This window comes from Pseudomonas sp. PS02303, assembly GCF_029959925.1.
Lineage (GTDB): Bacteria > Pseudomonadota > Gammaproteobacteria > Pseudomonadales > Pseudomonadaceae > Aquipseudomonas > Aquipseudomonas mandelii.
The window spans coordinates 1-26,913 of record NZ_JASCOM010000065.1 but is presented as its reverse complement, the minus strand read 5'-3'; the positions used below and the strand labels follow the sequence as shown (position 1 = coordinate 26,913).

Below are 26,913 nucleotides of genomic sequence, written 5' to 3'. Positions count from 1 at the left end.
CCCTTCTCGACTGTCTCGCTGACGAAACGCGCCCCGCCCCGGCATTCCTGCCGGGGCGGGGCTTTTTTGCCCATATCGCCTTTAGCGCTGGTCGCAACCGCTGGGGCGAATGTGGTTATTTTGGAGATACAAAATGAACGAATTTACTCTGAATGCTGAAGTGCGTTCCGACCTGGGGAAAGGTGCGAGCCGCCGCCTGCGTCGTCTCGCAAGCCTGGTTCCAGCTGTAGTTTACGGTGGCGAAAAAGCCCCTGAATCCATCAGCATGCTGGCTAAAGAAGTTGCCAAACTGCTCGAAAACGAAGCGGCTTACAGCCACATCATCGAGCTGAACGTTGGCGGCACCAAGCAAAACGTAATCATCAAGGCTCTGCAGCGTCACCCGGCCAAAGGCCACGTACTGCACGCTGACTTCGTGCGCGTTGTAGCTGGCCAGAAACTGACCGCTATCGTGCCTGTACACTTTGTTGGCGAAGAAGCCCCGATCAAGAAAGGCGGCGAAGTTTCGCACGTTGTTTCGGAAATCGAAGTGACCTGCCTGCCAAAAGACCTGCCTGAATTCATCGAAGTCGACCTGGCTAACGCCGAAATCGGTTCGATCATTCACCTGTCCGACCTCAAAGCCCCTAAAGGCGTTGAGTTTGTTGCTCTGGCACACGGCGATGACAAGGCTGTTGCCAACGTCCACGCTCCACGTGTTGCTCCAGAAGCTACTGAAGAAGGCGCAGCAGAGTAATTCACTCTGTCATGCCGGAGTGATCAAGTAACATCGCGGACTGGAACGTAGCGAGAAAGCGGGCGAGAACGCGGAGTTTACATAATGGTAAATGAGCACTTTTCGTCCACTTTCGCCGCACACACTGATTGCGGCGATGTTATCCACCACTCCAAAGAAGGGCCCCTATCGTGACTGCCATCAAACTGATCGTTGGCCTGGGAAATCCAGGCGCTGAATACGAACAGACCCGGCATAACGCAGGGGCCCTTTTTGTTGAGCGCATCGCGAACGCGCAAGGCGTCAACCTTGTGGCCGATCGCAAATATTTCGGCCTGACCGGGCGCTATTCGCATCAGGGTCAGGATGTTCGTCTGCTGATTCCCACCACCTACATGAACCGCAGCGGCCAGGCCGTCGCGGCACTTGCCGGCTTCTTCCGCATTACGCCTGAAGAAATCCTGGTGGCGCATGACGAACTCGACCTGCCTCCCGGCGTTGCCAAGCTCAAACAGGGCGGCGGCCATGGCGGTCACAACGGGTTGCGCGACATCATCGCGCAACTGGGCAATCAGAATACCTTTTACCGCTTGCGGCTTGGCATTGGCCACCCGGGCGTTGCCAGTATGGTTTCAAATTTCGTCCTGGGTCGTGCGCCACGCGCCGAACAGGAAAAACTCGATGCCAGCATCGACTTTGCCCTCGGCGTGCTGCCGGATATCCTCGCCGGTGAATGGAACCGCGCGATGAAAAACCTGCACAGCCAGAAGGCCTGACTCACTCCTCGGGGAAAACACCATGGGATTCAATTGCGGCATCGTCGGCCTGCCTAACGTCGGCAAGTCCACCCTATTCAACGCCCTGACCAAATCCGGGATCGCGGCCGAGAACTTCCCCTTCTGCACCATCGAGCCGAACACCGGTATCGTGCCGATGCCGGATCCACGCCTGGAAGCCCTGGCGGCCATTGTCAATCCAAAGCGCATCTTGCCAACCACCATGGAATTCGTCGACATCGCGGGCCTGGTGGCCGGCGCCTCGAAAGGTGAAGGCCTGGGCAACAAGTTCCTCGCTAACATCCGCGAGACCGATGCTATCGCTCACGTGGTCCGCTGCTTCGAAGATGAGAACGTGATTCACGTCTCCAACAGCGTCGACCCGAAACGCGACATCGAAATCATCGACCTGGAACTGATCTTCGCCGACCTCGACAGCTGCGAGAAGCAACTGCAGAAAGTTGCCCGTAACGCCAAGGGTGGTGACAAGGACGCCGTGGTCCAGAAAGGTCTGCTGGAGCAACTGATCGCTCACTTCACCCTCGGCAAGCCAGCGCGCACGCTGATGAAGAACATGGGCGCCGACGACAAAGCGGTGATTCGTGGCTTCCACCTGCTGACCACCAAGCCGGTCATGTACATCGCCAACGTCGCTGAAGACGGTTTCGAGAACAACCCGCTCCTGGACATCGTCAAGGCCATCGCCGAAGAAGAAGGCGCCATGGTGGTTCCGGTCTGCAACAAGATCGAAGCCGAAATCGCCGAACTCGAAGACGGCGAAGAGAAAGACATGTTTCTCGAAGCCCTGGGCCTCGAAGAGCCTGGCCTGAACCGCGTGATCCGCGCCGGCTACGAAATGCTGCACCTGCAGACCTACTTCACCGCCGGTGTCGAAGAAGTCCGCGCCTGGACCGTCCGCGTAGGTGCTACCGCGCCACAAGCCGCTGGCGTGATCCACACCGACTTCGAAAAAGGCTTCATCCGTGCCGAAGTCATCGCCTATGACGACTTCATCCAGTACAAGGGCGAAGCCGGCGCTAAAGAAGCCGGTAAATGGCGCCTGGAAGGCAAGGACTACATCGTTAAAGACGGCGACGTGATGCACTTCCGTTTCAACGTGTAAAAGCAGCCGAACAAGAAAAAGCCGCGTTTAATACGCGGCTTTTTTGTGCCTGAAATCCGGGCGAGACCTAATCCTGCAGGAGCGAGGCTTGCCCGCGAAGAACGATGACGCGGTGTTCCTGGCAAACGCGTAATGGCCTTCGCGGGCAAGCCACGCTCCTACAGATGGAGCGGTGCTACGCCTTTTTGGTTCTTGGCAGCAAGATCGCGAGTACGCCAAACAATGGCAGGAACGAGCACAGAAAGTACACGTATTCGATGCCGTGGACATCCGCCAGATGCCCGAGCAACGCCGCGCCAATCCCGCCAAAACCGAACATCAATCCGAAGAACACCCCGGCAATCATCCCGACATTGCCCGGCACCAGTTCCTGTGCGTACACCACGATGGCCGAAAAGGCTGACGCGAGGATAAAGCCGATCAGCACGCTCAGAATGCTGGTCCAGAACAGATCAACGTGAGGCAGGATCAGCGTGAATGGCGCCACGCCAAGGATCGAGAACCAAATCACCGCCTTACGCCCGATCTTGTCGCCAATCGGCCCACCGAAGAACGTCCCCGCCGCCACGGCGCCCAGGAACAGGAACAGATGCAGCTGCGAACTGGCCACCGACAGGTCGAACTTCTCGATCAGGTAGAAGGTGAAGTAGCTGGTGAAACTGGCCATGTAGAAATACTTGGAGAACACCAGCAGCCCGAGCACCACCAGCGCGCTGATCACCCGGCGTTTCGACAGGCCGTGCGTCGTCGCCTGACCTTGTTTGAGCTTGAACAGGTTTAAGTGGTTGGCGTACCAGCGGCTGATCCGATAGAGCACGAACAGCGCAAACACGGCGAACAATCCAAACCACGCCACATGGCCCTGGCCGAAGGGAATGATGATCGCCGCTGCCAGCAAAGGGCCGAAGGCCGAGCCGGCATTGCCGCCGACCTGAAAGGTCGATTGCGCCAGACCGAATCGCCCGCCCGAGGCCAGTCGAGCCACGCGAGAAGCTTCCGGGTGAAAGGTCGACGAGCCGATGCCAATCAACCCCGCCGCCAGCAGAATCAGCGGAAAAGTACCGACCACCGACATCATCAAAATACCGATCAGCGTGCAGACGGTTCCCGCCGGTAGCAGCCAGGGCTTGGGATGGCGATCGGTGTGGTAACCGACCCATGGCTGCAACAGCGAAGCCGTCAGCTGGAACGTCAAAGTGATCAATCCAACCTGGGTAAATGTCAGGCCATAGTTGGCCTTCAACATCGGATAAATCGACGGTAGAACCGACTGGATCAGGTCATTGATCAAATGCGCCAGCGCCACCGCGCCAATGATGCGCATGACCAGAGGGCTGCTTTGTGAAGTCGCGGGTGCCGACGTCGTGCCGGTCTGAACATTGCTGATAGCCATGAGAATTTCCGTACAGCAGATGGGGTGCACGCAGGCAGGTGCGTCAATGTGCCATTTTTCAGTGCGACAGCGCCATCCCCTTAGCCTGCTAACGACCTCGACACTCATCGCCAAGAAGGTGATAGCGCAACGCCATGGTCTGAATCTTGCCTTGTTAATCCGCTTCAACGCGGCCCTTACAAAGGGGACCGAGAATGGGAAGTTTCGCTACAGAGTCGGCCTACAGAGCTGACAAGGGTGAACTTTCGAGGCCTTTTAAAAGGGCACAAGTCGCGGTCGCAACGACCCCGACGCACGCCAATGGTGCGTGGTGTCCAGAGGAGTCATGGGGCATGCAGGCTTTTTTATCACCGGGGATCGGATTGCTGGGGCGTTTTGGCTTCGCACGCAAATTTCAGTTGTTGTTTCTGCTGTTTATCCTGCCGCTGGCAGGCAGCCTGGTGATGATTGGTCAGGACTATCGCGCCAAACTTAACTTGATCTCCGGCGAACGTGCCGGTGTTCGGCAACTGCTCGCCCTGGATGCGCTCGATAACCTGCTCGCCGCCCAACGTGACCGCGCCGCACGCTGGCGTGCGACGGAAACCAATCGCCAGCCAACGCCTGCAACCCTTGCCGCGATGGCTGGGTTCGATGCGGTTCAACCCGCCGTCGCCCAAGCCACCTCGGACCTCGGTGATGCGCTGAAAACCGAAGGCGCCGAGGGCGAAACCCTGACCCGTTATCAGGCCCTGCAAACCGCCCTCAACGGCCTCGACTCGAAAAGCCTGAGCAGCGTTGGTTGGTGGCCGGATGGCTACGATCGTTTCACCAATGCCTTGAGTGCGCTGCAAGCCCTGCGCGAGCAGATCGCCATGGACAATCGCCTGACCCTCGCGCCGTGGCTGGAAACCTACTTGCTGACGCAAATCTCGACACAGCATGCGCCGGACCTGATTGAGCGGGTTGGCCGCCTGGCCAGCGTCGGTCAGGCATCGGTGGTGTCCGGGCAGTTCACCCTGCAAAGCCGTCTGCAATTGCGCGATTTGCGCAGTCGTATCGGCGATGCCCGGGAACAGCTGGCGAAAACCGCCAGCCTGCTGGAAGCACGCCTGCCCAGCGCGTTGCAAAGCTGGGCCGGGCAATACCACGACAGCCTCAAGCATCTCGATGCTGAACTGAAAGTCCTCGATGACGGCATCTTCGGCGGCAGCATCAAGCTCAAGCCGGAAGAATTCGAACGCAGCCTCGACAGCCTGCTCACCGACCTCGCCTCGCTGCGCCAGCAGTCATTGGTTTCGCTGGATCAACGCCTGGATTACTACCATGGCTCGGCGATCAGCCAGTTTATTCTGGTGGCGACGATCTTTGGCTGCCTGCTGCTGGCCGCGCTGTACCTGTTCATCTGCTTGCAGGCCTCGATCCGGCGCAGCGCCAGCGGCATCACCCTGCTGGCCGAAGCATTGCGCGACGGCAACCTAAGCCTGCAAGTGCCGGTGCAGGGGCGCGACGAGCTGGCGGCCATCAGCACCGCCCTGAATGTCGCCGTGGTGCAGCTGCGCAACAGTTTGCTGGGGGTCGATCACGAAACCTTGCAGGTGAGCAACGCGGTGCGCACCCTCAACCATCACTCCAGCGGCGCCTTGGGCGAAGTTGAAGCGCAGCAATTGCAGATCAGCCAGATCGCCGCTGCGGCCACGCAGTTGGCCGCGACCTCTCAGGGTGTCGCCCAGAGTTGCGAACAGGCGTCCGGCAGCGCTCAACACACCCAACGCATTGCGGCCGACAGCAGCCGCGACAGCCAACGCACCACGGCGAGCATTCAGCAGCTCAACCAGCGCTTGAACGACACGGCGGCGGCACTCGGCCGGGTCAGCGAACAAGGCCAGCAGATTCAATTGGTGGTCGACACCATTCGCGGCGTGGCCGAGCAGACTAATCTGCTGGCGCTCAACGCGGCGATCGAGGCGGCTCGCGCGGGCGAACAGGGTCGCGGCTTTGCGGTGGTGGCGGATGAAGTGCGCAGCCTCTCGCAACGCACTCAGTCCTCCACCGCGCAGATCGCCGGCACTGTCGACAGTCTGCGCAGCACGGTGAATGAGGCGGTCAGCCTGATGGAGGCGGCCTGTAGCCAAGCGCAAAGTGATGCCCAGTCGGTCACAGGCCTGGGCGAACGCCTCGGGGAAATTGCCCACGCGGTGCAAGGCGTTACCGACACCCTGGCGCAGATCGCCACGGCGGTTGAGGAACAGGCCAGCACCGCCGATGAAGTCAGCGGTAACATCCAGCAGGTCGATCAGGCCGCGGTAAGGTTGCTCGAAGGCGCGCGGGCGGTGAACCTGGCGGCGGACACCTTGAGCCAGGGCAGCAAGGCCTTGAGTGCCAATACCGGGAGATTTCAGCTCAGTTGACGCCCTCACCGGGCCCGAATATTCGGCTCAGGTGGATAAGCGGTTGAAAGCGTAGAGAAATATTTTGGATTTACGCTTGACGCATCTGCATTACCGGTGAATAATGCGCGCCACTTGGCTACATAGCTCAGTTGGTTAGAGCATAGCATTCATAATGCTGGGGTCCGGGGTTCAAGTCCCTGTGTAGCCACCAAGTACTAAAAACGGCTTACCGTAAGGTAGGCCGTTTTTTTATGCCTCGCGAAAAGTGCCCCTAACAGCACTTCAAGAACGAACCGTCGGCAACGCCGATAACGCGCGCTCCCAAATCTGCCACGTCCGCAGCCAGACCATCGCCTGCCAGTCGCTGTCGGCGGGATAGAACTGCTCCAGCAGATTCAGTTTGATCTCGCGCCCCACCGCATTACTTGGATTACCGTGCAGATGCAGCCAGTGGTCATCGCGCAAATGACGATGAACGTCCGGCCCCGGATACGTCCCGCACTCGATCACGAACGGCATCAGTTTGACCTGCGGCAGCGCATTGATCAGTGCCTGCGAGGTGTAGCCCGTCGCGGTGGCCGCCACGCCGGTTTCACTCAAGGTGTCGGCACCGGTCAGCAACGTGTAGAGCCAGGGACCATAAATGGCCTGCGCATCGGGTAGCGCCGGATAAGCCGCCTCGGTGATGGTCAGCAACATCGGATGACCGTACTCGCCAGCGCCAGTGTGCAAATCGAAACACATCGCGACCTCGGCGTGGGCAACATGCGTTTGCAGGATTTCGTGCAGCGTGCGGTTCGACCAGCTCGGCGCCAGGCCGCCATAAAACAGGCCATCGGGATGACTGTGCTGGCCGCCCTCGACGATCGACATCACCGCTGGCCAGCCGTGTTCGCGAATCTGTCCGTCGAGCAAGGCGTCGGCGCGCTCACGTTCGGGCCCCCGCAACTCAGTGAACACATAGATGTCATGCAGCGTTGCGTAAGCCTGATTGTCCGGCAGCGGACGTTCGAAGTTCAGGTGATTGCGGTTCAGATCGATGTTGTCTTCGTTGACCCGACGCAGCCATGCGGTGCCCCAGGGATTGATCAGGTGGATCATCACCACCGCGACATCCGCCGGCAGTGAACGCTTGCCCAACTCCTGCATCCACTTGATCTGGCATCCCGAGCCATAGAAACCTTCCACCCCATGGGTGCCGCTCAACGCAATCAGCAATCGCTTGGCACCTGGATCACCCAACACCGCCACATCGGTGCTCAAGGGTTCACCGAAAGGTCCTTTGAGGGGATGCGGATATTCAGTCAACGTCGCTCCGGCCGCGGTCGCTGCGGCGAGGAATTGCTCACGCTGAGTGCGATAACTCGGCTGGGTGGAAAACTCGGTCTGCATGGCTGCCTCTTGTTGATTTTCTGCCCCGTCTGATGCCCTCGACCCTACAGAAAATCCGTCAACTCATGAAGGGTAAAAGCGTCTTGGCTCTCATCCGTGGTTTGCACCACGCCCTGTCGGCCGATAAAGTCCCCTGATCTTTTCCCACGGACGGAGTGCCCAACGTGTTCTCAGCCTTCCGCTTGAGCCGCTTTCGCCTGTCAGCCTTTTCGCTGATCGCCACCGCGCTGACCCTTGCAGCGTGCAACGCCCCGCCCACGTCGACATTGCCGATCGCGCCGGAAGTCGCCTCGGGTTATCGCACCGACCTGCAAACCCGGCACGCCTCGAAACACATGGCGGCGGCAGCCAACCCTCTGGCGGCCGAGGCCGGGCGCGAGATGCTGCGTCAGGGCGGCTCGGCGGTGGATGCCGCGATTGCCATGCAAGCGGTGTTGACGCTGGTGGAGCCTCAATCCTCGGGCATCGGCGGCGGCGCGTTCATTGTGTTGTGGGATGGCAAGAACGTGCGCACTTACGACGGTCGCGAAACCGCACCGGCCGGCGCCACGGAGAAGCTTTTCCTACAAGCCGACGGCAAACCGATGGCCTTCACCCAGGCGCAGATTGGGGGTCGCTCAGTGGGCACGCCCGGTGTGTTGCGAGCGCTTGAGCTGGCACATCAGAAACACGGTCGTCTGCCATGGGCGCAACTGTTCGAACCGGCCATCCGACTCGCGGAGCAAGGTTTCGCCATCTCGCCGCGCTTGCATCAGCTGATCGCTTCAGATTCCTCCATGCGTCGCTCGCCTGACATGATGGCGTACTTCCTGAATGCCGATGGCAGCCCGAAAGCCGCCGGCACTCAGCTGAAAAACCCGGCACTGGCCGCCGTGCTCAAACGCATCGCCACAGAAGGTCCCGATGCGTTGTACAAAGGGCCGGTTGCGCAAGAAATCGTCGCCAAGGTTCAGGGCCACGCCAACCCTGGCAGTCTGTCGCTGAACGATCTCCAAGGCTATACGGCCAAGGAACGCGCGCCGCTATGCACCGACTACAAACGCTGGCAGGTCTGCGGCATGCCGCCGCCGTCGTCGGGCGGGATCGCCGTGGCGCAGATCCTCGGCACACTCCAGGCGCTGGAAGTACGCGACCAGCGTTTTGCCTTGGCCTCAATGAAACCGGTCAAGACCGACAAACCCGCCGGCACCGAGCCGACGCCAGAAGCCGTGCACCTGATTGCCGAAGCCGAGCGCCTGGCCTACGCCGACCGCGCGCTCTATCTGGCCGACGCCGACTTCGTGCCCGTCCCTGTCAAAGGCCTGGTGGACCCGAGCTACCTGGCCAGCCGCGCCGCCCTGATCGGTGACCGCAGCATGGGCACGGCCAAACCCGGCACCCCACCGGGCATCAAGATCGCCTACGCACCGGACCGTTCACCGCTGCGCATCTCCACCTCGCAAGTGGTGGCGGTCGATGACGAAGGGGGCGCGGTGTCCATGACCACCACCGTCGAATCCGCGTTTGGCTCGCACGTGATGGTTCAGGGTTTTCTGCTCAACAATCAGATGACCGACTTCTCGTTCATCCCCGAAGAAAACAGGCAGAAAGTCGCCAACCGCGTCGAACCCGGCAAACGCCCCCGCTCGTCCATGGCACCGACGCTGATTTTCGACCGTCAGAGCGGCGAATTCCTCGCCACCATCGGCTCGCCGGGCGGCTCGCAAATCATCGAGTACGTCGCCAAATCCACCATCGGCCTGCTCGACTGGAACCTCGACCCGCAAGCCGCCATCAGCCTGCCCAACTTCGGCAGCCGCAACGGCCCGACGGAACTGGAAGAGGGGCAGTTCAGCGCCGGGTTGATTCAGGCGCTGAAGGACAAAGGGCACAGCGTGAGCGAGATCGACATGACCAGCGGCACCCAGGCGATTGTCCGGGTGAAGGATGCGCAGGGGAAGGCTTCGTTGGCGGGCGGGGCCGATCCTCGGCGTGAGGGGGCTGCGTTGGGGGATTGATTCCTACAGAGGGTGGAAAAGGCTTACCGGGAGGTAGGCCTTTTTTGTATGTAATGAGTCCTGTTCGGCTACCTCGCGCCGACTTTTCCTACCTGCACACCACTGCTTCTTCGATAGAGTTCAAAGATTATTTTTCGCATCAGTTCAGCCACCCGAAGCACCTAGGTACAAAGTCGAATCCGCACCTCCCATCGGCCACACCTCCACAGACTTGCATCAGTCCCATCACGGGACTAGGATCACGCCATGAGAATTATCGCCATTAGTCAGCTTAAAAGTTTTTGGGAGCGCTACCCGGACGCAGAACAATCCTTACTAGCTTGGATTGACGAGGCAAGAAATGCCGAGTGGAAAACACCTGCGAACATAAAAGCGCACTTTGCTACCGCCAGCATTCTCAAGAGCCGTAGAGTCGTGTTCAACATCAAGGGTAATGACTTTCGGCTGGTAGTCGCTGTGGCTTATCGCTTCGGCGCCGTTTACATAAAATTTGTCGGCACTCACAAGCAGTACGACGCAATCGACGCCGATACCGTCGAGATGGAGTAACCAATGAACATTCGTCCGATTCACACCGACGAGGACTACCGCGCAGCCCTCAAGACTGTATCTGCCCTTTTCGACAATGAGCCAGAGCCTGGCACGCCTGAAGGGGATTATTTCGACATCATGATCACACTGATCGAAGCTTATGAATCGAAGCAGTTTCCAGTTGATCTGCCCAATCCAATCGATGCGATAAAATTTCGCATGGAACAATCAGGTCTGTCCGCAGCGGACCTTGCGCCTGCCATTGGCCGGACAAACCGGGTTTACGAAGTGCTTAATGGCAAGCGTGCGTTGACGCTCCCGATGATATGGAAACTACATGATCTGTTCGGAATACCAGCAGAGAGCCTGATTAAACCTATGAAACAAGCTTGATCAAACGTCGGTCGAAGCGTACTGGCCGACGCTGAAAACCTCCCCTCCCCGGCTCATCGGATATCACGCAGGCACACTACACGCTCACGTACACCCACGCTTCAATCCCGGATTGAAGGACTACGCTGACACGCTTGTAATCCGATACCTCATAACTGTCGGCGGCGGCTAGTTCCTCGGGTGTGATCTGGAACACCATGCCGGGAATCGGGACGCTGCTATCGCTTCCCGGACGAAGAATCGGATGGTGAGTCTTGCCGCTGGTGGCCAACACCTCTGGGTCGGTGATTTCGACCCAGGACTGCTCGTACCCCAGCATCGCATCGGCACTGCCGCTGAGCTCGCGCCCGAAGTTGGCCAGTTGCACGACTTTGTCCTGCAAGGTGCCGTAGGAAAACAGGTACTCCGTTTTATCGCTCATCCATAAATCCTTGTTTGAATAGTCCCGAGTAGCTTATCGGGTGATCTTCAACGCTTGCCGTGCCTTGTGCTTCTCCAGCGCCAGATCGATCAAGCGGCTGACCAGCTCGCTGTAAGTCATGCCGGTGGCTTGCCAGAGCTTGGGGTACATGCTGATTCGGGTGAAGCCGGGCAGTGAGTTGATTTCGTTGATCAGCACTTCGCCGCTGTCGGTCAGGAACACATCGACCCGCGCCAGCCCGGAACAGCCGAGCACCTGAAACGCCTCGACAGCCAAGGCGCGGATGCGCTCACTGGCCTCGCTGCTGATGTTGGCCGGCACCACGACCTCTGCCGCTTGAGCGTCGATGTATTTGCTGTCGTAGGAATAGAAGCCGCTGCGCACCACGATCTCGCCACAACCGCTGGCGATGGCATCTTCGTTGCCCAGCACCGCGCACTCGATCTCGCGACCGTTGACGGCGGATTCGATCAATACTTTTTCATCGAAACCCAGGGCCAGTTCCACTGCCGCCGTGTACTCGGCTTCGTCACTGACCTTGCTGACGCCCACGGACGACCCCTGGTTCGCCGGCTTCACGAACAGCGGCAGACCGAGTTTGGCCTGGACCTCGGCGAACCCGGTGCGCGCGGCGCTGGCACGAGTCAGGGTCACGAAGGGCGTGACTGCAATCCCGGCATCACGCAACAGCCGCTTGCTGATGTCCTTGTCCATGCACACCGCCGAGCCGAGCACATCGGAGCCGACAAAGGGTAAATCCGCCATGCGCAACAGGCCTTGCAGGCAACCGTCTTCACCCAGCGTGCCGTGCACTATCGGGAAGATCACATCGACGTGGCCCAGCATTTCCTGACTCGAGGTTTCGACCAATTGCTGGCTGGCCTTGCCCGGTACCACGGCCAGTTCCCGGTTGGACTGGTTGAGGGCGATCAGGGCCGGATTTTCCTGGTTGAGCAGGAAGTTCGATGGATCATTGAGGTGCCAAAGGCCTTGCTTGTCGATACCGATCAGCACCGGTTCGAAGCGCGACCGATCCAGCGCATCGACGATGTTTTTCGCCGATTGCAGCGACACTTCGTGCTCCGCCGAACGACCACCAAAAATAATCCCTACCCGCAGTTTGCTCATTCAAAACTCCTCAACGATTGGCCACCAGATGCGCGCCGAACAGCAAGTAACAACTGCCGGCGAAGCGATCCAGCCATTTACGTGAACGATCATAGGCCCCCGCCACCCGACGGCTGGCGAACAGCAGCGCCACACTGCAATACCAACCGAATGACAATGTCGCCATCGTCAGCACGGCCAGCGCCAGCAGCATCGGTGGCGGGGAGGCAGGCATGGCAGTGGCGAAAATCGTCGCCACGAACAGCGCAGCTTTGGGATTGGTCATATTGCCTACAAAGCCCCGGCCATAAGCCGACAGCAACGTGCGCCCTGCCCCGTTCAACGAACTGTCCCCCGGCATCACCGCCGGTTTGCGCTTGAACTGTTTCAGGCCCAGGTAAATCAGGTAACAACCACCGGCAATCTTGAAGCTCAGGTACAACGTCGGTGCTGCGCTGAACAGCGACTTGATGCCAAGGCCTCCCGCCAGTCCCCAGAGTACGGTGCCCGTCGCCACGCCCAACGCAGCCACTACGCCATGGCGGCGGGAGCAACTGGCGGCCAATTGCGCGGTATTGAAAAAATTGGGGCCCGGCGTCACTACCGCCACCGTCCATAAAAGCGCCAGGGACAACAGCGGTGCGGCGTAGCTCAGAGGAGTCATTTCCATAATATCGGCGCCTTCGTGGCTTCAGAGAATGCTCGATACCTTGCAACATTTGCCCACGGTTTTCTACCGGCCCAATGGCTTTTTTCGGCCAGCAGACAGGTGGCCGGTCCCTGGGTTACCGTGATCGACATTGCGCTCAAGACAACGACACCATGGCCAAGCACACGCCTCCCATCGACTGGTTCCATCGCGCCCCCGACGTGGGCGGGGTTCAGCGTTTCGAGGCATTTTTTGCCGGCCACGGCTACGACCTTCACCGCCATGACACCTACGCAATCGGCCGGACCCTGGCCGGCGTGCAGAGCTTTCAATACCGCGGCGGCTGGCGCCACAGCCTGCCCGGCGGGACCCTGGTGCTGCACCCGGACGAAGTCCACGATGGCGAGGCTGGCACCGAGGCCGGCTTCAAGTACCGGATGATGTACATCGAGCCGGCGCTGATCCAGCAGATACTCGGCGGGCAACCGCTGCCGTTCATCAAGACCGGTTTGTCGACCGACCCACGCCTGTTCGCCGCCACCGACGTGCTGCTGCAAAGCCTGGATTGCCCCCTCAATCCACTGGAAGAGCAGGACGCGCTGTTCGATCTGGCGCAGGCATTGAGCACTGTCTCCGGCGCGCCCGGTAAACGCCAACGCTTCGACTACGTGGCGGCGGAGCGCGCGCGGGAGTTCATCCACAGCGCTCTGGATCGCACGGTGACACTGGAGGAACTGGCGCAGCACAGCGGTCGGGATCGCTGGAGTCTATCGAGGGATTTCCGCCTGTTGTTTGGCACCAGCCCTTATCGATACCTGACCATGCGTCGCCTGGACCTGGTCCGCGCCCTGCTGATCCAGGGCCAGTCTCTGGTCAGTGCCGCACTGATCGCCGGTTTCACCGACCAGAGCCACATGACCCGGCAATTCAGCAAGGCATACGGCCTGTCACCGGCCCGCTGGATGAAAATGCACCGCCGCTGAGCGCGCACAATCGTACAAGAAGCCCGCTGCCGTGCTGACTATCGTGGCTTCACGATCAACCACGAGAGCATTCTTCATGAACGCCTACCAAAGCCTGAACTTCGCTGAAAAAATCGCCCGGATCGACTCGCACTGGAGCCCTCGGGTCATCGCCGAGATGAACGACTACCAGTTCAAAGTGGTGAAACTGCTGGGGGATTTCATCTGGCACGATCACCTGGACACCGACGAGACCTTCATCGTGCTCGAGGGGCAGCTGCGCATCGACTTTCGCGATGGCCACGTCCTGCTGAACGCGGGGGAAATGTACGTGGTGCCAAAGGGTGTCGAGCACAAACCCTCTGCCGCGCAGGAAGTGAAACTGCTGCTGATCGAGCCCAAGGGTGTGCTGAATACAGGCAGCGAAGGCGGCGAACGCACGGCGCAGAATGACGTCTGGGTGTAAAAGGCAGCCGGTTTACGGCTGCAGAGTCTTGCCGTCCACCGGCTCGCCGATCGTCAGGAAATGCCCGCCCGCCACATGATGCAGGGTGCGTAGCGCATCGTGTCCCGCGAAGTGCCAACGGCCTTCGCTGAACACGCGCTCATCGGCCTGGGCGGCAATCACCTCGGCCAGGAACAGGTCGTATTGCTGATGGTTGTTGGGCTCCGGCAGCAGTCGGCACTCCAGCCAGGCGACGCAACCTTCAAGCATCGGCGCATCGATCAGCTCGCCACTGAACGTCTGCAGGCCGTAGACCTGAAACTTGTCCAGGCCCTGGCCCTGAGTCAGCTCCAGGCCCGACGTCGAGCCCACAGTCTGGGCGATATCGGCCTGGGCCGCGCAGGGAACGTTCAGCACGAAGGTGCCCGACGCTTCCAGCAGTTGGCGGGTCCAGGTGGACTTGTCCAGCACCACGGCGATTTTCGGCGGTTCGAAGTCCAAAGGCATGGCCCAGGCCGCGGCCATGATGTTGCGCTGGCCTTCATGCGCCGCGCTGACCAGCACGGTCGGCCCGTGATTGAGCAAGCGATAAGCCTTGGACAAGGGAACCGGACGGCGGTGAGAAACGCTCATGAGGGCTGCTCCTGGGGAAAACGCCGATTGTAGCGATTTCCACCTAGAGGTCAGTTATCAAGTCGCCAGTTGATTGGCAAACTGCCCGACCGCGTTCACCACTTTCTGCGCGCCGTCCTGAATCTCGACGATCACCGTGCCCGCTTCCGCCGCCAGCGCCAGGCCTTGTTCAGCCTGAAGTTTGCCGTCGGTCATCAGGGCCACGGCATTGCGCGCCATGTCCTGGTTCTGGCGTACCACGCCAACGATTTCATCGGTGGCCTGGCTGGTACGGGACGCCAACTGCCGGACTTCATCCGCCACCACCGCAAAACCTCGCCCCTGTTCACCGGCGCGCGCCGCTTCGATGGCCGCGTTAAGCGCCAGCAGGTTGGTCTGTTCGGCAATGCCGCTGATGGTTTTGACGATGGTGCCAATCACCAGCGACTGCTCGTTCAACGCTTCGATGCCTTCGCCGGCGGTTTGCATGTGCCGGGCCAGGTCACGCATTACGTCCACCGCCTGAGTCACCACGGCGGTTCCACGCTGAGCGCTTTGATCGGTTTGCTGGGAGGTGCTGTAGGCGATGTTGGCCGCTTCGGCGACCGCCTGCTCCTGATTGACCTGATCGGTAATCACCGTGGCGAATTTCACCACTTTGTAGAGCGTGTTGTTGGCATCCACCACCGGGTTGTAGGACGCCTCCAGCCAGACCACACGACCGTGGTTGTCCACACGCTTGAAGCGGCCTGCCACGAATTCGCCGGCGTTCAGGCGGCGCCAGAAGTTCTGGTATTCCGCGCTGTTGTACTCTTCAGGCTCGCAGAACGTACGGTGATGTTTGCCCTTGATTTGCGCCAGGCTGTAACCCATGCCGCTGAGGAACCGCTCGTTGGCCGCCAACACGTTGCCATTGAGATCGAACTCGATGACCGCCGTCGAACGCACCAGCGCGCCGATCAGGTTCTCATGCTCGCGGGACGCCTCGATGGTGCGGGTCAGGTCGCTGGAATAAATCGAGAAGTGCTTGATCCGCCCCTCCGAGGACAACACGGGCTGCACAATCGAACGCAACCAGGCTTCCTTGCCATTGCCCCGCAGCAAACGCACGGCGCCGGCAAAGTGCTCACGGCGGGTCAGCGCAGCCTTGAAGCGGAGGTGGAATTCGTCCGATTTCACATGGGGCGGGACGATGTCTTCAATGTGCCGGCCGATCAGGTCGCTGCTTTTGTAGAGCATCTCGCCGAGGAAGTTCTGGTTGACCAATTGAATCCGTCCATCAGGATCCAGGGTCAGGACCAGCATCTCGCTTTCCAGACTGTCCTTCACTTGCTGAAGGCTGGAGAGTTCTTCGCGAAGAGCCGACAGCTCCTGCTTCAAGCGTTTGTTGAACATGGAAAGCACCGATGGACAGGAATGGAAAGCGGCATGCAGCCTAGCCATCGGCCTTGCGGATATTTTCTGAAGAGTGTTTCAGGGTTGTCCTACAAAAATAGTTGCGGCACGCCTGCGTGACCTTGCGCTCATGCCGTGCCAGCGGCCGGGCAATGTTCAACCCGGGGCATCCGTGTACCGAAATAAGCAGCGCTGCTCACGCCCACCGCGCCCATCACCGCACTGAAGATCACGCAAATCCACGGACTCCACGGCATCAGACCGATCAGCAACAACGGTGTGACACTCGCCCACGCTGCGTAGGCAATGTTGTAGGTGAAGGAAATCCCCGAGACGCGAATTCGCGCGGGAAACAGGCTGATCATCACCGACGGCACCGCGCCGACGACCCCGCAACCGAGTCCGGCAATCGCGTAGGCCAAGCCGATCCATTGGCCCCCGGTGATCAGGCACGTATAAAGCACGCCGATGCCCAGCGGCAGCAGCAGGCTATAGAGCATGACCGTGCGCCAGGCGCCGATGCGATCGACGAGCAGCCCGGCGAGTACACAGCCGATGTTCAGGAACACAATGCCCAAGGCACTCAAGGCGAAGGTGTGGCTGGCAGTCATGCCGAAGGTTTTCTGCATCATGGTCGGGGTGATGACCACGAACACCACCACCGCCGACGTCAGTACGCAGGTGAGGAGCATCGCTGGCAATATCGCCAGGCGATGTTCGCGCAAGACCGTGCGTAGCGGCAGTTCGACAGCGGCCTCGCGCTTGGCCTGCATGGCCATGAACACAGGGGTTTCGCTAAGCCAGCGGCGCAGCCAGACGCCAATCACCCCGAACACGCCGCCCAGCAGGAACGGGTAACGCCAGGCGTAATCGAGGATTTCCGTCGGGGTGAACGCCTGCGCCAGAAAGGTCGCGGTCAGGGCGCCGATCAGGTAGCCAAAGGTCAGCCCGGCTTGCAAGAAGCCCAGGGCATAACCGCGATGCCCGGCCGGCGCGTGCTCGGCGACGAACACCCAGGCGCTCGGCACTTCACCGCCGACCGCAGCGCCCTGCAGGACCCGCAGGACCAACAGCAGCAGCGGTGCGAAATAGCCGATCTGGGCGTAGGTCGGCATGATGCCGATCAGCAGGCACGGCAGCGCCATCATCAGGATGCTCAGGCTGAAGACCTTCTTGCGCCCCAGCCGGTCGGCGAAATGCGCCATCAGAATGCCGCCCAATGGGCGCGCCAGATAACCCGTCACGAAAATCCCGAAGCTTTGCAGCAAGCGCAGCCACTCGGGCATTTCCGGTGGGAAAAACAGCTGGCTGAGGGTCAGCGCGAAAAAGACGAAAATGATGAAATCGTAGATTTCCAGGGCGCCGCCAAGGGCCGCCAGGCCAAGGGTCTTGTAGTCCGAGCGGCTGAACGGCGTCGGGCGCGAATCGGTATTGGCAGTCATGAAAAGAACTCTGGCACGGGCAAAAAACCAAGGCGCCCATGGTCTACGCAAACGCGTCCACCGACAACCCGTTAGACCAAAGTCTCAGACGGGTTAATCTTCGTCACAAAAAAATGACCGATTGAATTACTGTTGGCACCTGTCCAGACGGGCCTTTGCCGCCCCAAAGACCACAATAAACATAAAAATTCGAGGTACTCCCGTGGCCGCTGATATCGAAGATACCCGCTCCGCCCGCTTTGCCCTGCGCTGTTCAAGTTTTGCCGAACGCTGGTTCCCCGACTCGTGGGTGTTTGCCGCGCTGGCGGTGATCATCGTGGCCGTGGCGACCCTGTTCATGGGCGCCAAACCCACTGACGCGGCCATGGCTTTCGGTGATGGGTTCTGGAGCCTGATCCCGTTCACCATGCAGATGGCGTTCGTGGTCATCGGCGGTTATGTGGTCGCCAGCTCCCCGCCCGCGGTGAAACTCATCGACCGCCTGGCCCGGATCCCGAAAAACGGCCGCTCGGCCGTGGCCTGGGTCGCGTTGATTTCCATGGTGGCGTCGCTGCTGAACTGGGGCCTGTCGCTGGTGTTCGGCGGTCTGCTGGTGCGCGCCCTCGCTCGCCGCACCGACCTGAAAATGGATTACCGCGCCGCCGGTGCTGCCGCGTATCTGGGCCTTGGCGCCGTGTGGGCCTTGGGCCTGTCGTCGTCCGCCGCGCAATTACAGGCCAACCCGGCCAGCCTGCCACCCTCGATTCTGTCGATCACCGGCGTCATTCCGTTCACCCAGACCATTTTTCTCTGGCAGTCCGGCGTCATGTTGCTGGCACTGATCGTGATTTCGCTGATCATCGCCTACGCCACCGCGCCGGGGCCGAAAACAGCCCGCGACGCCGAAGCCTGCGGCATTGACCCGAGCTTCAACCTGCCACCGCTGCAACCGCGCACCCGCCCCGGCGAATGGCTGGAGCACAGCCCGTTGCTGACGATTTTGCTGGTGCTGCTGGCCGCAGGGTGGCTGTTCCACGAGTTTTCGACTAAACCGGCGATCAGCGCGATCTCGGGCCTGAACACTTACAACTTCCTGTTCATCATGCTCGGCGCGCTGCTGCACTGGCGCCCGCGCAGCTTCCTCGATGCCGTATCGCGAGCGGTGCCGACCACCACCGGCGTGCTAATCCAGTTTCCGCTCTACGGCTCGATCGCTGCGCTGATGACCACGGTCAAAGGCACTGACGCGCAGACCCTGGCCCACCACATCTCGACCTTCTTCGTCAGCATTGCGTCCCACGACACTTATGCGCTGCTGATGGGCGTTTACTCGGCGATTCTCGGTTTCTTCATTCCATCCGGCGGCGGCAAATGGATCATCGAAGCGCCTTATGTCATGCAGGTGGCCACCGACCTGAATTACCACCTGGGTTGGGCCGTGCAAATCTACAACGCGGCTGAAGCCCTGCCGAACCTGATCAACCCGTTCTACATGCTGCCGCTGCTGGGCGTGCTTGGGTTGAAGGCGCGGGACTTGATTGGCTTCTCGTTCGTGCAATTGCTGGTGCACACGCCGCTGGTGCTGTTTTTGCTGTGGGCGCTGGGGACGACGCTGACGTATACGCCGCCGGTGATGCCGTAAACGAAGTTGATTGCACCTGTGCAAAGCAGGTGCAATCAGATTTGATCGGAGGGTAAAACCTTCAACAACTCAGGCAAGGCCGTCTGAACGGTATCCCACACCACTTCGAGATTGATATCGAAATAGCCGTGAGCAATGCGGTTGCGCATACCTCGCATGCTGCGCCATGGCACTTGTGAATTTTCGCTCGCAAAATCCGCATAGCCATCCATTACTTTGGTGGCTGCTTCACCAATAATGATGAGGCTCATGATCACAGCTTGCTGGGTACGTTTGTCTTCGGAAAACTCTTCTTTACTCAAGCCTTCGACAAAAATCAGCGCATCGCTTGCGGCTTGCCGCATATGGTCAAGGTAATCTGCGAGACGGTTAACAGTCATACGGGACGAGCCTGTTCGAGTACCTGCTGACGAAACTTCAACGGAAGATCTCCCGGCGTCAGCAGATCAACACTGACCCCCAGCAAATCTTCGAGCTCGACTTGAAGCCCTCCGAGATCGAAAAGCGTGGCCCCTGGGAGAGCGTCCACCAGTAAATCAAGGTCACTCCCTTCTTTATCTGTCCCGAGTAACGCGGAACCAAATACACGAGGGTTGGACGTACGAAATCGACCGACGACCTCGCGGACGGCTGCTCGTTTTAGATCCAGTGCAGTAGAAGGTTTCATGGGTGACCTTTGCCAAGTCCAATACTGCGCCAGTCTAGCAGTGCTCGAGAGCGGTAGACACTGCACCTCTTGTAACCCTCTGTCACATCCCACGCTTGCGGACCAAACCACGTCCCGCCGCAAATAATAGCTCAGTGCCACTACTTTCCTTTACCGCCCCGCTGCTCCGGTAATATCCTTGCGCGAATATTATCTGTATCAACTTTTTGCAGGCCGGAAAGGGAGTTCATCGCCATGATCGTAGGGATTGACCTGGGAACCACCAACAGCCTCGTTGCCGTCTGGCGCGGGGAGTCCAGCGAGTTGGTGCCCAATGCACTCGGCCAGTTCCTCACTCCCAGCGTGGTGGGTCTCGATGATCAGGGCCGGGTTCTGGTCGGCCAGGCTGCCCGCGAGCGCTTGCACACTCACCCGCGCCAGACCGCTTCGCTGTTCAAGCGGCACATGGGCAGCGCTACGGAAGTGCGTCTGGGAGACCGGTCATTCCGTCCCGAGGAGCTTTCGGCGCTGGTGCTCAAGAGCCTGAAGGAAGACGTCGAGCGGGCCTTCGGCGAAACCGTGCATGAAGCGGTGATCAGCGTGCCGGCCTACTTCAGCGATGCCCAGCGCAAGGCCACGCGCATTGCCGGTGAGCTGGCGGGTCTGAAGGTTGAAAAACTGATCAACGAGCCAACCGCTGCGGCGCTGGCATATGGGCTGCATCAACGGGACAAGGAAACTTCGTTCCTGGTGTTCGACCTCGGCGGCGGCACCTTCGACGTGTCGATCCTGGAGCTCTTCGACGGGGTCATGGAAGTGCGCGCCAGCGCGGGCGACAACTTCCTGGGTGGTGAAGATTTCGACAGCGTGCTGCTTGAGCATTTCCTTGAGCACCATCGCAACACCGACAACTTTCCTGACCGCAACAGCATCATCCAGCCTTTGCGTCGCGAGGCCGAGCGCGTGCGCAAAGCCCTGGGCCTGGACAGCAGCGCCGAATTCAGCCTGCGGGTCGACGGCCAGCAATGGACGCAAACCATCACCCAAGCGCAATTGGCCACGCTCTACACGCCGCTGCTCGAACGCCTGCGCACACCGATCGAGCGGGCCCTGAGAGACGCGCGGATTCGGGTCAGTGATCTCGACGAAATCCTGCTGGTAGGCGGTACGACGCGCATGCCGCTGGTGCGCAAACTGGCGGCCGGCCTGTTTGGGCGTTTCCCTTCGATCAGTCTCGATCCGGACGAAGTCGTGGCCCACGGTGCGGCGATCCAGGCTGCCTTGAAAGCACGCTCCGCCGCGCTGGAAGAAGTGGTGCTGACCGACGTCTGTTCTTACACATTGGGCATCGAGACTTCGACCCAAATCGGCCAGCAGTACGAAAGCGGGCATTACTTGCCGATCATCGAGCGCAACAGCATCGTGCCGGTGAGCCGGGTCAAGACGGTGTACACATTGCAAGATAACCAAGAGCACGTGCTGCTGAAGATCTTTCAGGGCGAAAGCCGTCTGGTCAAAGACAACGTGGCATTGGGCGAACTGGACATCAAAGTGCCGAAACGCAAGGCCGGCGAAGTCGCCCTCGACGTGCGTTTCACCTACGACAACAACGGTTTGCTCGAAGCCCAGGTGGTCATTCCCCTGACGGGCGACAAGCATTCGCTGGTCATCGAAAACAACCCCGGCGTGCTCACACCCGAAGAGATTCAGGAACGCCTGGAGGGCCTGGCGCTGTTGAAGATTCATCCGCGCGATCAGCAGGTCAATACGGTGTTGACCGCACGTCTTGAGCGTCTCTATCAGGAAAGTCTGGGGCAGATGCGTGAACAGATTGCTCATTGGGCCAAACAGTTTCAGCACGTGCTTGATTCGCAGGATGAACGGCGGATCCGTGAAGCGCGCAGTGAACTGACCCAGCAACTGGGCACGCTGGACAACGGTCTCTGGCACTAAGGAGCAGCAATATGGATTGCTGGTCTGTGCTGGAACTGCCCGAAGACGCTGATGCGCGCACCATCAAGCGAAGCTATGCAAGGCTGCTGAAAACCTTCCGGCCCGATGAAGATCCCGAAGGCTTTCAGCGCTTGCGTGAAGCCTATGAGCAGGCGCTGGGTGTTGCGCAATGGCGAGCCGAATACGCCGCCGAAGAACATGAAGTCGCAACGGTCGACATTGTCGAGAAGCCCAATCACACCGACCTCCAGGCAGGGTCCGATGTGCTCGGCGTGCGTCCGTTGAGCCTTCAAAATCCGCCTCCACTTCGGCCCTTGAACCTTGAAAGTCCGCCCCCTCTGCGCTCGCTGAACCTTGCACCGTCCACCCCCCAGCCCCTTCACGAACCGGTTGCAGCGCCGGACGAACTCGCGGCGCGCGCCTTGCTCGACGGACTCTCCGAGCAGAATCTGTCCGAGCGCTGGGCCCAAGCGCAACAACAGCACTGCGCCAAAGCGTTTGAGCAGCGATTACTGGCGTTGTGCTTCGATCATCCGGGCTTGCGCAATTCGATTGCCGCCTGGGCGGTCCAGCACCTCGATTGGCTCGCGCCCTGGCAAAACGTCGAAATGACCGATTGGCAGCGAGACGCTCTCGCCAGCGGCTTGCTGCAGGATTATCGGCAGGTGTTGCAGGAGTTGCTCGAAGCCAGCAAGGAGCGGGAATTCCTGACACAGCTCAAAAGTTACACCGTACAACCCTGGCTGCAGGTGTTCGATCGACGTCAGGAGTGGCAGCGGATCCTTCTGCAATTGTTCAGTGACACCGAATGGAGCCTGCCACTGTTCGATCGCGTCGGTCAGGTGTTTGGCTGGGACGATAAAAAAGGCATTCATCCTGAACCGATGTCGCTCTGGCAGGCACTGATTGAGCGCTGCAATCAGGAAAGCTTCTACGCAAGCCTGCAGGCCAAGGCCCAAGACAACCGGACTTGGGCCGCTGACGTTCAAGCCGCGCACTTGCTGATGAATCCGATGCAGCCTGGCCAACAGAAGAAAATGATCGACGGCTTTGGCCAAAACGAATGGCAGGCCTGTCATGACCTTGCGCAAACCCTCAAGTGGCGTTATCCGCAATTGCGTTTGCGGTTGCCCCACGCCGATGTTTTTCACTGGCGACGTTTCCTGCCGCGCCCCATCGCCGACGAAACCTGGGTGCGTGTCTGGGCGGGCATCGCACTGGCGCTGTTTTTGTTTTATTTCCCGACCGAATACAAATCCAAAGGCTTCAGCATCAGCATCCCGATGATATTTATCTCGTTGGCATTCGCCTGCGTGCCGGTCTGGTTCTTCCGTTTCGCCATGAGCTGGTGGGTGCCGATCATCTCGCATGTCGTTGTCCAGGACCTGTGGCTGACCGAAGGCCTGGTCCCCCGCCACTGGAACCCGGATACCCGTTGGTTGGTGATGCGACACGGTGTTCCGCAAGCCGTCCTCACGTTGCTGTTCGGGCTTCTGTTGGGTTGGCCGGGCATGGCGACTTATGTCGGTTTCATGCTGATCGGTCTCTTGCACAAACGCCGTATCGGTCAGCTCGATCCTGAACTGGCCGCTCGGCGTCCATGGCTGACGGCGCTGCATTGGGCGCACTTCAGTCCGCTGCAGTTGGTGTTTTTGCTGGTGATGGTCGGCGTCATCTTCGTGTGTCGGATGTATTTTCCGGAATATCACCTGACTCATTTGATGTTCAGGTGAGCGATTGCCGGCCGATCTGCTTAAGTAACTATCGCCCGCGATCAACGCGGCCCACGCTGAAAAGGATCTGAGCATGTTCAAACTGACAGGACTTACCCTCGCGGCCCTTACCCTGAGCGCCGCCGCCCACGCCAATGTCGATCTGAAACTGGGCAGCACCGAACGCGTCACGCGGCTGTTCGCCTACCCCAACAACTGCAACGTCGTCTGCTTCCGCAACTGGACGCTTGAGCAAACCGTCGAGCACTACCTGACCCAAAGCGTACAGCGCGATGGCTACAGCACTGCGAAAGTGCGGGTCAAAACCGATAACGGTCAGCTCTACGCCGACATCAGCGGCGTGCCGAAGGGTTACGAAAAACCGTTGTCCGCGCTGCTCAATGCCGGTGATCTGGCCTACACGGGCGCCAAAAAGCTCAACGTTGATGGCAAGTGGGCTTACAGCTGGTATCTGTTCCTGCCACTGGGCATGGCCCTGGAAAACCGCAAGAGCGTCGAGCTGCTGCATTTCCCGCCGGATTACTCCCTGACACAGGCCCAGGATTACCTGCGCTCCGCCACCACGGATCGCTGGGCCACGCTGCTGACCGACAACGGTATCCCCGCCGATCAGACGCCGGGTTACCAGACCATCATTGATATCGCGCCGATTGCGGCGCCGGCCAGTGCAGGCAAGGATCTGGAAGGTGTCTACGACTACTTCAAGGACTACCAGACCACCATGGTCAAGGAAGTCAGCCAGAACGCCCGCGGTGCCACGTTGCCGATGGTCGCGTTTGGCGCACCGGTGCGTAACTGGATCAAGCAGCAATACGGGCCGACCGTGAATGTGCTGGGTCTGGCCACGATCAGCCCGAGCGCCGGGGTGAAGGTGCCGGTGCTGGGCTCCAACCACCCGAGCTACATCTGGTACGCCGCCAACCCGGAGAGCTACACCGGCGACGATGCTCAGGCCAAGGCCGATGCCGCGGGCCTGAAAGTCATGGGCCAGGATTTGAGCGCCGCCTGCTGGCAGGCCGGTATGGGCAGCAAACCCGGGACCGACCCGACCGCTCAGCTGAAAGGCTGCACACAGACATGGCAAGTGACCCAGAAAGAAAAAACCTGCGAGCTGTTCTACACCTCGATCCGTAACCTGACGCCTGAACAAGCCGTGGCCAAATGCGCGACGACGCCGATCCAGTCCGAGCTCAAACAGCTGCAAGCCCCGGCACCTGTGACTGCGGCTCCGGCGCCTGCGCTGTAAACGCCCTTGCACGTTTGCGTGTGAGCGAAGGCTTACGCGCAAAAGCGCACTTTCCTTCTGTCAGTTCTGACAGTAGACCCGTCGTTTCATTTGCGAGATCTTGAGGTAACCCCCTGTGTTGCAGGGCTGACAGGACGTCAGTTGGGAAGTCGCAACGCGCTGCCGACAAGGATCGTTATGAAACCTCATTCCCTGCACGGGCCCCTGGCGCAAGCTCCCGATGGATTCTATCCATTCCCGGAGCTACCGCCAGGCCTTGGATTTCCTTCCCGGGTCGATTTCGAGATTATCTACAACGCGAGTGGATTGGCCGCGGCCATCGTAGCCCTGCGCGAATTTCCACAGATCAGCCGAATCTGCCGCGTGTCGGGGCATCTCATGCCTTATCGCCATCGACATACCCGGCAACTGGCGCCTGGTATCCACGTCTACGACCCACACTTCAGCGGGCTGCTGAGGCACTCCTGCGACCCCAATGTCTTTCTCGACATGAGCGAAATGTGGTTGTGGGCACTGACGGATATTAATAAAGGCGACAACTTGACGATGGATTACGCCACGACCGAAGACAAACTGCTGCGCCAGTTCGCCTGTCAGTGCGGGTCCCCGGAGTGTCGAGGCTGGATCTGCGGCTACGATGAACAGCCGAACGCCGACGGCCAGTTGTATTTCCACCACTGGCGTCGGCGCAGTCTCTGTTGAACCGTTTTTACAGCGTTTCGACCGGACGCAGTCGGTACTGCGGCGGCAATTGCTCAAAACCGCTGATGGTCGTGTTCAGGCTTTTCCAGCGGCCATCCTTGATGCCGTAGATGCAACCATGGATCGACAGGTTCTGCCCGCGATGCCAGGCGTTTTGCACAATGCTGGTATGGCCGACGTTGGCCACTTGCTGGATCACGTTGAGCTCGCAGAGACGGTCGACGCGCTCTTCTTCGGTCGGCAACCCGGCCAGTTCTTCACGCTTCTCGTAATAGAGATCACGGATCGAGCGCAGCCAGCCGTCGATCAGGCCCAGCTGGCGATCCTGCATCGAAGCGCGCACACCGCCGCAGCCGTAGTGGCCCGTGACGAGGATGTGTTTGACCTTGAGCACGTCGACCGCGTACTGAATCACCGACAGGCAGTTGAGATCAGTGTGCAGCACCACGTTGGCCACGTTGCGGTGGACGAACAGGTCGCCGGGCAGCATGCCGACGATCTCGTTGGCAGGCACCCGGGCGTCGGAACAGCCAATCCACAAGTATTCCGGCGTCTGTTGGCGAGCCAGCTTGGAGAAGAAGTCCGGATCTTCCTGTTTGATCGCCTCGGCCCAGCGTTCGTTGTTATCAATCAGATCTTGTAATTCGTTCATGCTGTAAAGCCTCAAGAATGATGCGCTGGTTTGACAGACAACCGCCCGTCGGGGTCACGCGCTTGATGCAAGTAATGCCGGGTGGAATTCTCAGGAGTTCAGCGGGTCCACCCTAGTAAGGCCCACAGTATGAGGAATTGCCATGACTGATTCACGACGTCCGTACGATGCGGTGCAGCCCGAGCCCATCGACGACAACGAAGACCGCATGGGTTCGATGCATGAACTGGATTTCGACGAGGAAGAACCCAGCGCGAAAATAGGCGACGAACTGCCGGAAACCGAGCGCGAACGGCTGATGCCTCGGGAACGTGTGCGTGAAGCGGGCATGACGGGGGCCTCGACCGATGACCATGAGTCTACAGATGATGACATGAGCCCGGAAACGTTGATCCGTGAAGACGGTGCGCGGGATGCCCATGAGGCCGGTGAGGGCAATCAGGCGGATTGGGATTTGAGTATTGTCGATGAAGACGATATTGGCGGGGGCAATGGGCTGGATGAGGCGGAGATGGCGCGGCGGGATCCGATGGACGGTAATCGTTGATCGTAGATGTCAGTCAGGACGCCTTCGCGGGCAAGCCTCGCTCCTACGGGATGGGTAAGACACCAGTCCTGTAGGAGCGAGGCTTGCC

26 protein-coding genes and 1 tRNA gene are annotated in these 26,913 nt (G+C 59.8%); 16 read left to right on the top strand and 11 right to left on the bottom strand.

The window, feature by feature from the left end; translation table 11 throughout:
* Positions 1 to 133: 133 nt before the first annotated feature.
* The 3 genes from QMX98_RS16340 (at position 134) to ychF (ending at position 2,614) form a co-directional block, all read left to right on the top strand.
* On the top strand, positions 134 to 736 hold the full coding sequence (locus QMX98_RS16340; RefSeq protein WP_074880258.1) for a 50S ribosomal protein L25/general stress protein Ctc: 603 nt from the start codon (positions 134 to 136) through the stop codon (positions 734 to 736).
* A 170-nt stretch (positions 737 to 906) separates the two neighbouring features.
* Positions 907 to 1,491 (top strand): aminoacyl-tRNA hydrolase, encoded by a 585-nt coding sequence (gene pth / locus QMX98_RS16335; RefSeq protein ID WP_010458286.1) that lies wholly within the window; start codon positions 907 to 909, stop codon positions 1,489 to 1,491.
* A gap of 22 nt (positions 1,492 to 1,513) precedes the next feature.
* The gene (gene ychF / locus QMX98_RS16330; RefSeq protein ID WP_010458288.1) at positions 1,514 to 2,614 is read left to right on the top strand and encodes a redox-regulated ATPase YchF; all 1,101 of its coding nucleotides are present in this window, start codon (positions 1,514 to 1,516) and stop codon (positions 2,612 to 2,614) included.
* A 175-nt stretch (positions 2,615 to 2,789) separates the two neighbouring features.
* On the opposite strand, the gene QMX98_RS16325 is transcribed toward ychF, so the two are convergent.
* Entirely contained in the window at positions 2,790 to 4,007 is a 1,218-nt protein-coding gene (locus QMX98_RS16325) for an MFS transporter (RefSeq protein WP_282411066.1), read from the bottom strand.
* 332 nt (positions 4,008 to 4,339) lie between these two features.
* Here QMX98_RS16325 and QMX98_RS16320 point away from each other — a divergent pair, with 332 nt between their 5' ends.
* Together QMX98_RS16320 and QMX98_RS16315 are read left to right on the top strand one after the other, a co-directional pair.
* Positions 4,340 to 6,397, top strand: a complete 2,058-nt coding sequence (locus QMX98_RS16320) for a methyl-accepting chemotaxis protein (RefSeq protein WP_282411065.1) — start codon at positions 4,340 to 4,342, stop codon at positions 6,395 to 6,397.
* Between the two features lie 116 nt (positions 6,398 to 6,513).
* Positions 6,514 to 6,590: transfer RNA gene (locus QMX98_RS16315), tRNA-Met, on the top strand.
* 71 nt (positions 6,591 to 6,661) lie between these two features.
* Here the strand turns inward: QMX98_RS16315 and QMX98_RS16310 are convergent.
* A complete protein-coding gene (locus tag QMX98_RS16310; RefSeq protein WP_282411064.1) occupies positions 6,662 to 7,771 on the bottom strand; it encodes a DUF2817 domain-containing protein in 1,110 nt (369 codons plus the stop codon).
* A 164-nt stretch (positions 7,772 to 7,935) separates the two neighbouring features.
* On the opposite strand from QMX98_RS16310, the gene ggt reads away from it, so the two are divergent.
* The 3 genes from ggt to QMX98_RS16295 all read left to right on the top strand — a co-directional run bounded on the left by ggt (position 7,936) and on the right by QMX98_RS16295 (position 10,692).
* Complete coding sequence (gene ggt / locus QMX98_RS16305; protein WP_282411063.1) at positions 7,936 to 9,768, top strand: gamma-glutamyltransferase; 1,833 nt, start codon at positions 7,936 to 7,938, stop codon at positions 9,766 to 9,768.
* Positions 9,769 to 10,014: 246 nt separating this feature from the next.
* Positions 10,015 to 10,317 carry a type II toxin-antitoxin system HigB family toxin gene (locus QMX98_RS16300; protein WP_077749021.1) on the top strand — a complete coding sequence of 101 codons (303 nt, stop codon included), beginning with the start codon at positions 10,015 to 10,017 and terminating at the stop codon, positions 10,315 to 10,317.
* 3 nt (positions 10,318 to 10,320) lie between these two features.
* Positions 10,321 to 10,692, top strand: a complete 372-nt coding sequence (locus QMX98_RS16295; protein ID WP_077749022.1) for a helix-turn-helix domain-containing protein — start codon at positions 10,321 to 10,323, stop codon at positions 10,690 to 10,692.
* A 76-nt stretch (positions 10,693 to 10,768) separates the two neighbouring features.
* On the opposite strand, the gene QMX98_RS16290 is transcribed toward QMX98_RS16295, so the two are convergent.
* Genes QMX98_RS16290 through QMX98_RS16280 form a run of 3 tightly spaced genes read right to left on the bottom strand, consistent with a single transcriptional unit; the run spans position 10,769 to position 12,890 of the window.
* A complete protein-coding gene (locus QMX98_RS16290) occupies positions 10,769 to 11,113 on the bottom strand; it encodes a gamma-glutamylcyclotransferase family protein (protein ID WP_010458309.1) in 345 nt (114 codons plus the stop codon).
* Between the two features lie 33 nt (positions 11,114 to 11,146).
* Entirely contained in the window at positions 11,147 to 12,241 is a 1,095-nt protein-coding gene (gene ddlA, locus QMX98_RS16285; protein WP_282411062.1) for a D-alanine--D-alanine ligase, read from the bottom strand.
* Positions 12,242 to 12,251: 10 nt separating this feature from the next.
* Positions 12,252 to 12,890 carry a LysE family transporter gene (locus QMX98_RS16280; protein ID WP_109634822.1) on the bottom strand — a complete coding sequence of 213 codons (639 nt, stop codon included), beginning with the start codon at positions 12,888 to 12,890 and terminating at the stop codon, positions 12,252 to 12,254.
* A 152-nt stretch (positions 12,891 to 13,042) separates the two neighbouring features.
* Between QMX98_RS16280 and QMX98_RS16275 the strand changes: the two genes are divergently transcribed.
* Together QMX98_RS16275 and QMX98_RS16270 are read left to right on the top strand one after the other, a co-directional pair.
* Positions 13,043 to 13,852 carry an AraC family transcriptional regulator gene (locus QMX98_RS16275; RefSeq protein ID WP_282411061.1) on the top strand — a complete coding sequence of 270 codons (810 nt, stop codon included), beginning with the start codon at positions 13,043 to 13,045 and terminating at the stop codon, positions 13,850 to 13,852.
* A gap of 76 nt (positions 13,853 to 13,928) precedes the next feature.
* Positions 13,929 to 14,297, top strand: coding sequence for a cupin domain-containing protein (locus QMX98_RS16270; protein WP_077749023.1), 369 nt, complete (start codon positions 13,929 to 13,931; stop codon positions 14,295 to 14,297).
* Positions 14,298 to 14,309: 12 nt separating this feature from the next.
* Here the strand turns inward: QMX98_RS16270 and QMX98_RS16265 are convergent, their stop codons facing one another.
* From QMX98_RS16265 to QMX98_RS16255, 3 genes are all read right to left on the bottom strand, one after another.
* Entirely contained in the window at positions 14,310 to 14,909 is a 600-nt protein-coding gene (locus QMX98_RS16265) for a flavin reductase family protein (RefSeq protein ID WP_221107371.1), read from the bottom strand.
* 57 nt (positions 14,910 to 14,966) lie between these two features.
* The gene (locus tag QMX98_RS16260; RefSeq protein WP_010458320.1) at positions 14,967 to 16,283 is read right to left on the bottom strand and encodes a PAS domain-containing methyl-accepting chemotaxis protein; all 1,317 of its coding nucleotides are present in this window, start codon (positions 16,281 to 16,283) and stop codon (positions 14,967 to 14,969) included.
* Between the two features lie 128 nt (positions 16,284 to 16,411).
* Entirely contained in the window at positions 16,412 to 17,725 is a 1,314-nt protein-coding gene (locus tag QMX98_RS16255; protein WP_010458327.1) for an MFS transporter, read from the bottom strand.
* 202 nt (positions 17,726 to 17,927) lie between these two features.
* On the opposite strand from QMX98_RS16255, the gene QMX98_RS16250 reads away from it, so the two are divergent.
* Positions 17,928 to 19,346, top strand: coding sequence for a TIGR00366 family protein (locus QMX98_RS16250; protein ID WP_010458328.1), 1,419 nt, complete (start codon positions 17,928 to 17,930; stop codon positions 19,344 to 19,346).
* A 35-nt stretch (positions 19,347 to 19,381) separates the two neighbouring features.
* Here QMX98_RS16250 and QMX98_RS16245 read toward each other — a convergent pair whose 3' ends face one another.
* Together QMX98_RS16245 and QMX98_RS16240 are read right to left on the bottom strand one after the other, a co-directional pair.
* Positions 19,382 to 19,726, bottom strand: a complete 345-nt coding sequence (locus QMX98_RS16245; RefSeq protein WP_010458329.1) for a DUF86 domain-containing protein — start codon at positions 19,724 to 19,726, stop codon at positions 19,382 to 19,384.
* Complete coding sequence (locus QMX98_RS16240; protein ID WP_010458330.1) at positions 19,723 to 20,013, bottom strand: nucleotidyltransferase; 291 nt, start codon at positions 20,011 to 20,013, stop codon at positions 19,723 to 19,725. Before QMX98_RS16240 ends, QMX98_RS16245 begins: the two co-directional genes overlap by 4 nt.
* A gap of 234 nt (positions 20,014 to 20,247) precedes the next feature.
* Here QMX98_RS16240 and QMX98_RS16235 point away from each other — a divergent pair, with 234 nt between their 5' ends.
* From QMX98_RS16235 to QMX98_RS16220, 4 genes are all read left to right on the top strand, one after another.
* Positions 20,248 to 21,945: a molecular chaperone HscC gene (locus QMX98_RS16235; RefSeq protein ID WP_282411060.1), complete on the top strand. Its 1,698-nt coding sequence runs from the start codon at positions 20,248 to 20,250 to the stop codon at positions 21,943 to 21,945.
* Between the two features lie 11 nt (positions 21,946 to 21,956).
* A complete protein-coding gene (locus tag QMX98_RS16230) occupies positions 21,957 to 23,678 on the top strand; it encodes a J domain-containing protein (protein ID WP_282411059.1) in 1,722 nt (573 codons plus the stop codon).
* A 73-nt stretch (positions 23,679 to 23,751) separates the two neighbouring features.
* Positions 23,752 to 24,924: a hypothetical protein gene (locus QMX98_RS16225; RefSeq protein ID WP_010458339.1), complete on the top strand. Its 1,173-nt coding sequence runs from the start codon at positions 23,752 to 23,754 to the stop codon at positions 24,922 to 24,924.
* Between the two features lie 177 nt (positions 24,925 to 25,101).
* Complete coding sequence (locus tag QMX98_RS16220; protein ID WP_282411058.1) at positions 25,102 to 25,626, top strand: SET domain-containing protein-lysine N-methyltransferase; 525 nt, start codon at positions 25,102 to 25,104, stop codon at positions 25,624 to 25,626.
* A 7-nt stretch (positions 25,627 to 25,633) separates the two neighbouring features.
* Here QMX98_RS16220 and can read toward each other — a convergent pair whose 3' ends face one another.
* Entirely contained in the window at positions 25,634 to 26,278 is a 645-nt protein-coding gene (can, locus tag QMX98_RS16215) for a carbonate dehydratase (RefSeq protein ID WP_010458342.1), read from the bottom strand.
* A gap of 142 nt (positions 26,279 to 26,420) precedes the next feature.
* Between can and QMX98_RS16210 the strand changes: the two genes are divergently transcribed.
* Positions 26,421 to 26,825, top strand: coding sequence for a hypothetical protein (locus QMX98_RS16210; RefSeq protein WP_010458344.1), 405 nt, complete (start codon positions 26,421 to 26,423; stop codon positions 26,823 to 26,825).
* Positions 26,826 to 26,913: the final 88 nt, after the last annotated feature.

Bases quoted from the DNA above. Each gene is read 5' to 3' on its own strand.
- QMX98_RS16340 (WP_074880258.1), top strand. From the start codon at position 134: ATGAACGAATTTACTCTGAATGCTGAAGTGCGTTCCGACCTGGGGAAA.
- ychF (WP_010458288.1), top strand. From the start codon at position 1,514: ATGGGATTCAATTGCGGCATCGTCGGCCTGCCTAACGTCGGCAAGTCC.
- QMX98_RS16325 (WP_282411066.1), bottom strand. From the start codon at position 4,007: ATGGCTATCAGCAATGTTCAGACCGGCACGACGTCGGCACCCGCGACT.
- QMX98_RS16320 (WP_282411065.1), top strand. From the start codon at position 4,340: ATGCAGGCTTTTTTATCACCGGGGATCGGATTGCTGGGGCGTTTTGGC.
- QMX98_RS16310 (WP_282411064.1), bottom strand. From the start codon at position 7,771: ATGCAGACCGAGTTTTCCACCCAGCCGAGTTATCGCACTCAGCGTGAG.
- QMX98_RS16300 (WP_077749021.1), top strand. From the start codon at position 10,015: ATGAGAATTATCGCCATTAGTCAGCTTAAAAGTTTTTGGGAGCGCTAC.
- QMX98_RS16295 (WP_077749022.1), top strand. From the start codon at position 10,321: ATGAACATTCGTCCGATTCACACCGACGAGGACTACCGCGCAGCCCTC.
- QMX98_RS16290 (WP_010458309.1), bottom strand. From the start codon at position 11,113: ATGAGCGATAAAACGGAGTACCTGTTTTCCTACGGCACCTTGCAGGAC.
- ddlA (WP_282411062.1), bottom strand. From the start codon at position 12,241: ATGAGCAAACTGCGGGTAGGGATTATTTTTGGTGGTCGTTCGGCGGAG.
- QMX98_RS16280 (WP_109634822.1), bottom strand. From the start codon at position 12,890: ATGGAAATGACTCCTCTGAGCTACGCCGCACCGCTGTTGTCCCTGGCG.
- QMX98_RS16275 (WP_282411061.1), top strand. From the start codon at position 13,043: ATGGCCAAGCACACGCCTCCCATCGACTGGTTCCATCGCGCCCCCGAC.
- QMX98_RS16270 (WP_077749023.1), top strand. From the start codon at position 13,929: ATGAACGCCTACCAAAGCCTGAACTTCGCTGAAAAAATCGCCCGGATC.
- QMX98_RS16265 (WP_221107371.1), bottom strand. From the start codon at position 14,909: ATGAGCGTTTCTCACCGCCGTCCGGTTCCCTTGTCCAAGGCTTATCGC.
- QMX98_RS16260 (WP_010458320.1), bottom strand. From the start codon at position 16,283: ATGTTCAACAAACGCTTGAAGCAGGAGCTGTCGGCTCTTCGCGAAGAA.
- QMX98_RS16255 (WP_010458327.1), bottom strand. From the start codon at position 17,725: ATGACTGCCAATACCGATTCGCGCCCGACGCCGTTCAGCCGCTCGGAC.
- QMX98_RS16245 (WP_010458329.1), bottom strand. From the start codon at position 19,726: ATGACTGTTAACCGTCTCGCAGATTACCTTGACCATATGCGGCAAGCC.
- QMX98_RS16240 (WP_010458330.1), bottom strand. From the start codon at position 20,013: ATGAAACCTTCTACTGCACTGGATCTAAAACGAGCAGCCGTCCGCGAG.
- QMX98_RS16235 (WP_282411060.1), top strand. From the start codon at position 20,248: ATGATCGTAGGGATTGACCTGGGAACCACCAACAGCCTCGTTGCCGTC.
- QMX98_RS16230 (WP_282411059.1), top strand. From the start codon at position 21,957: ATGGATTGCTGGTCTGTGCTGGAACTGCCCGAAGACGCTGATGCGCGC.
- QMX98_RS16225 (WP_010458339.1), top strand. From the start codon at position 23,752: ATGTTCAAACTGACAGGACTTACCCTCGCGGCCCTTACCCTGAGCGCC.
- QMX98_RS16220 (WP_282411058.1), top strand. From the start codon at position 25,102: ATGAAACCTCATTCCCTGCACGGGCCCCTGGCGCAAGCTCCCGATGGA.
- can (WP_010458342.1), bottom strand. From the start codon at position 26,278: ATGAACGAATTACAAGATCTGATTGATAACAACGAACGCTGGGCCGAG.
- QMX98_RS16210 (WP_010458344.1), top strand. From the start codon at position 26,421: ATGACTGATTCACGACGTCCGTACGATGCGGTGCAGCCCGAGCCCATC.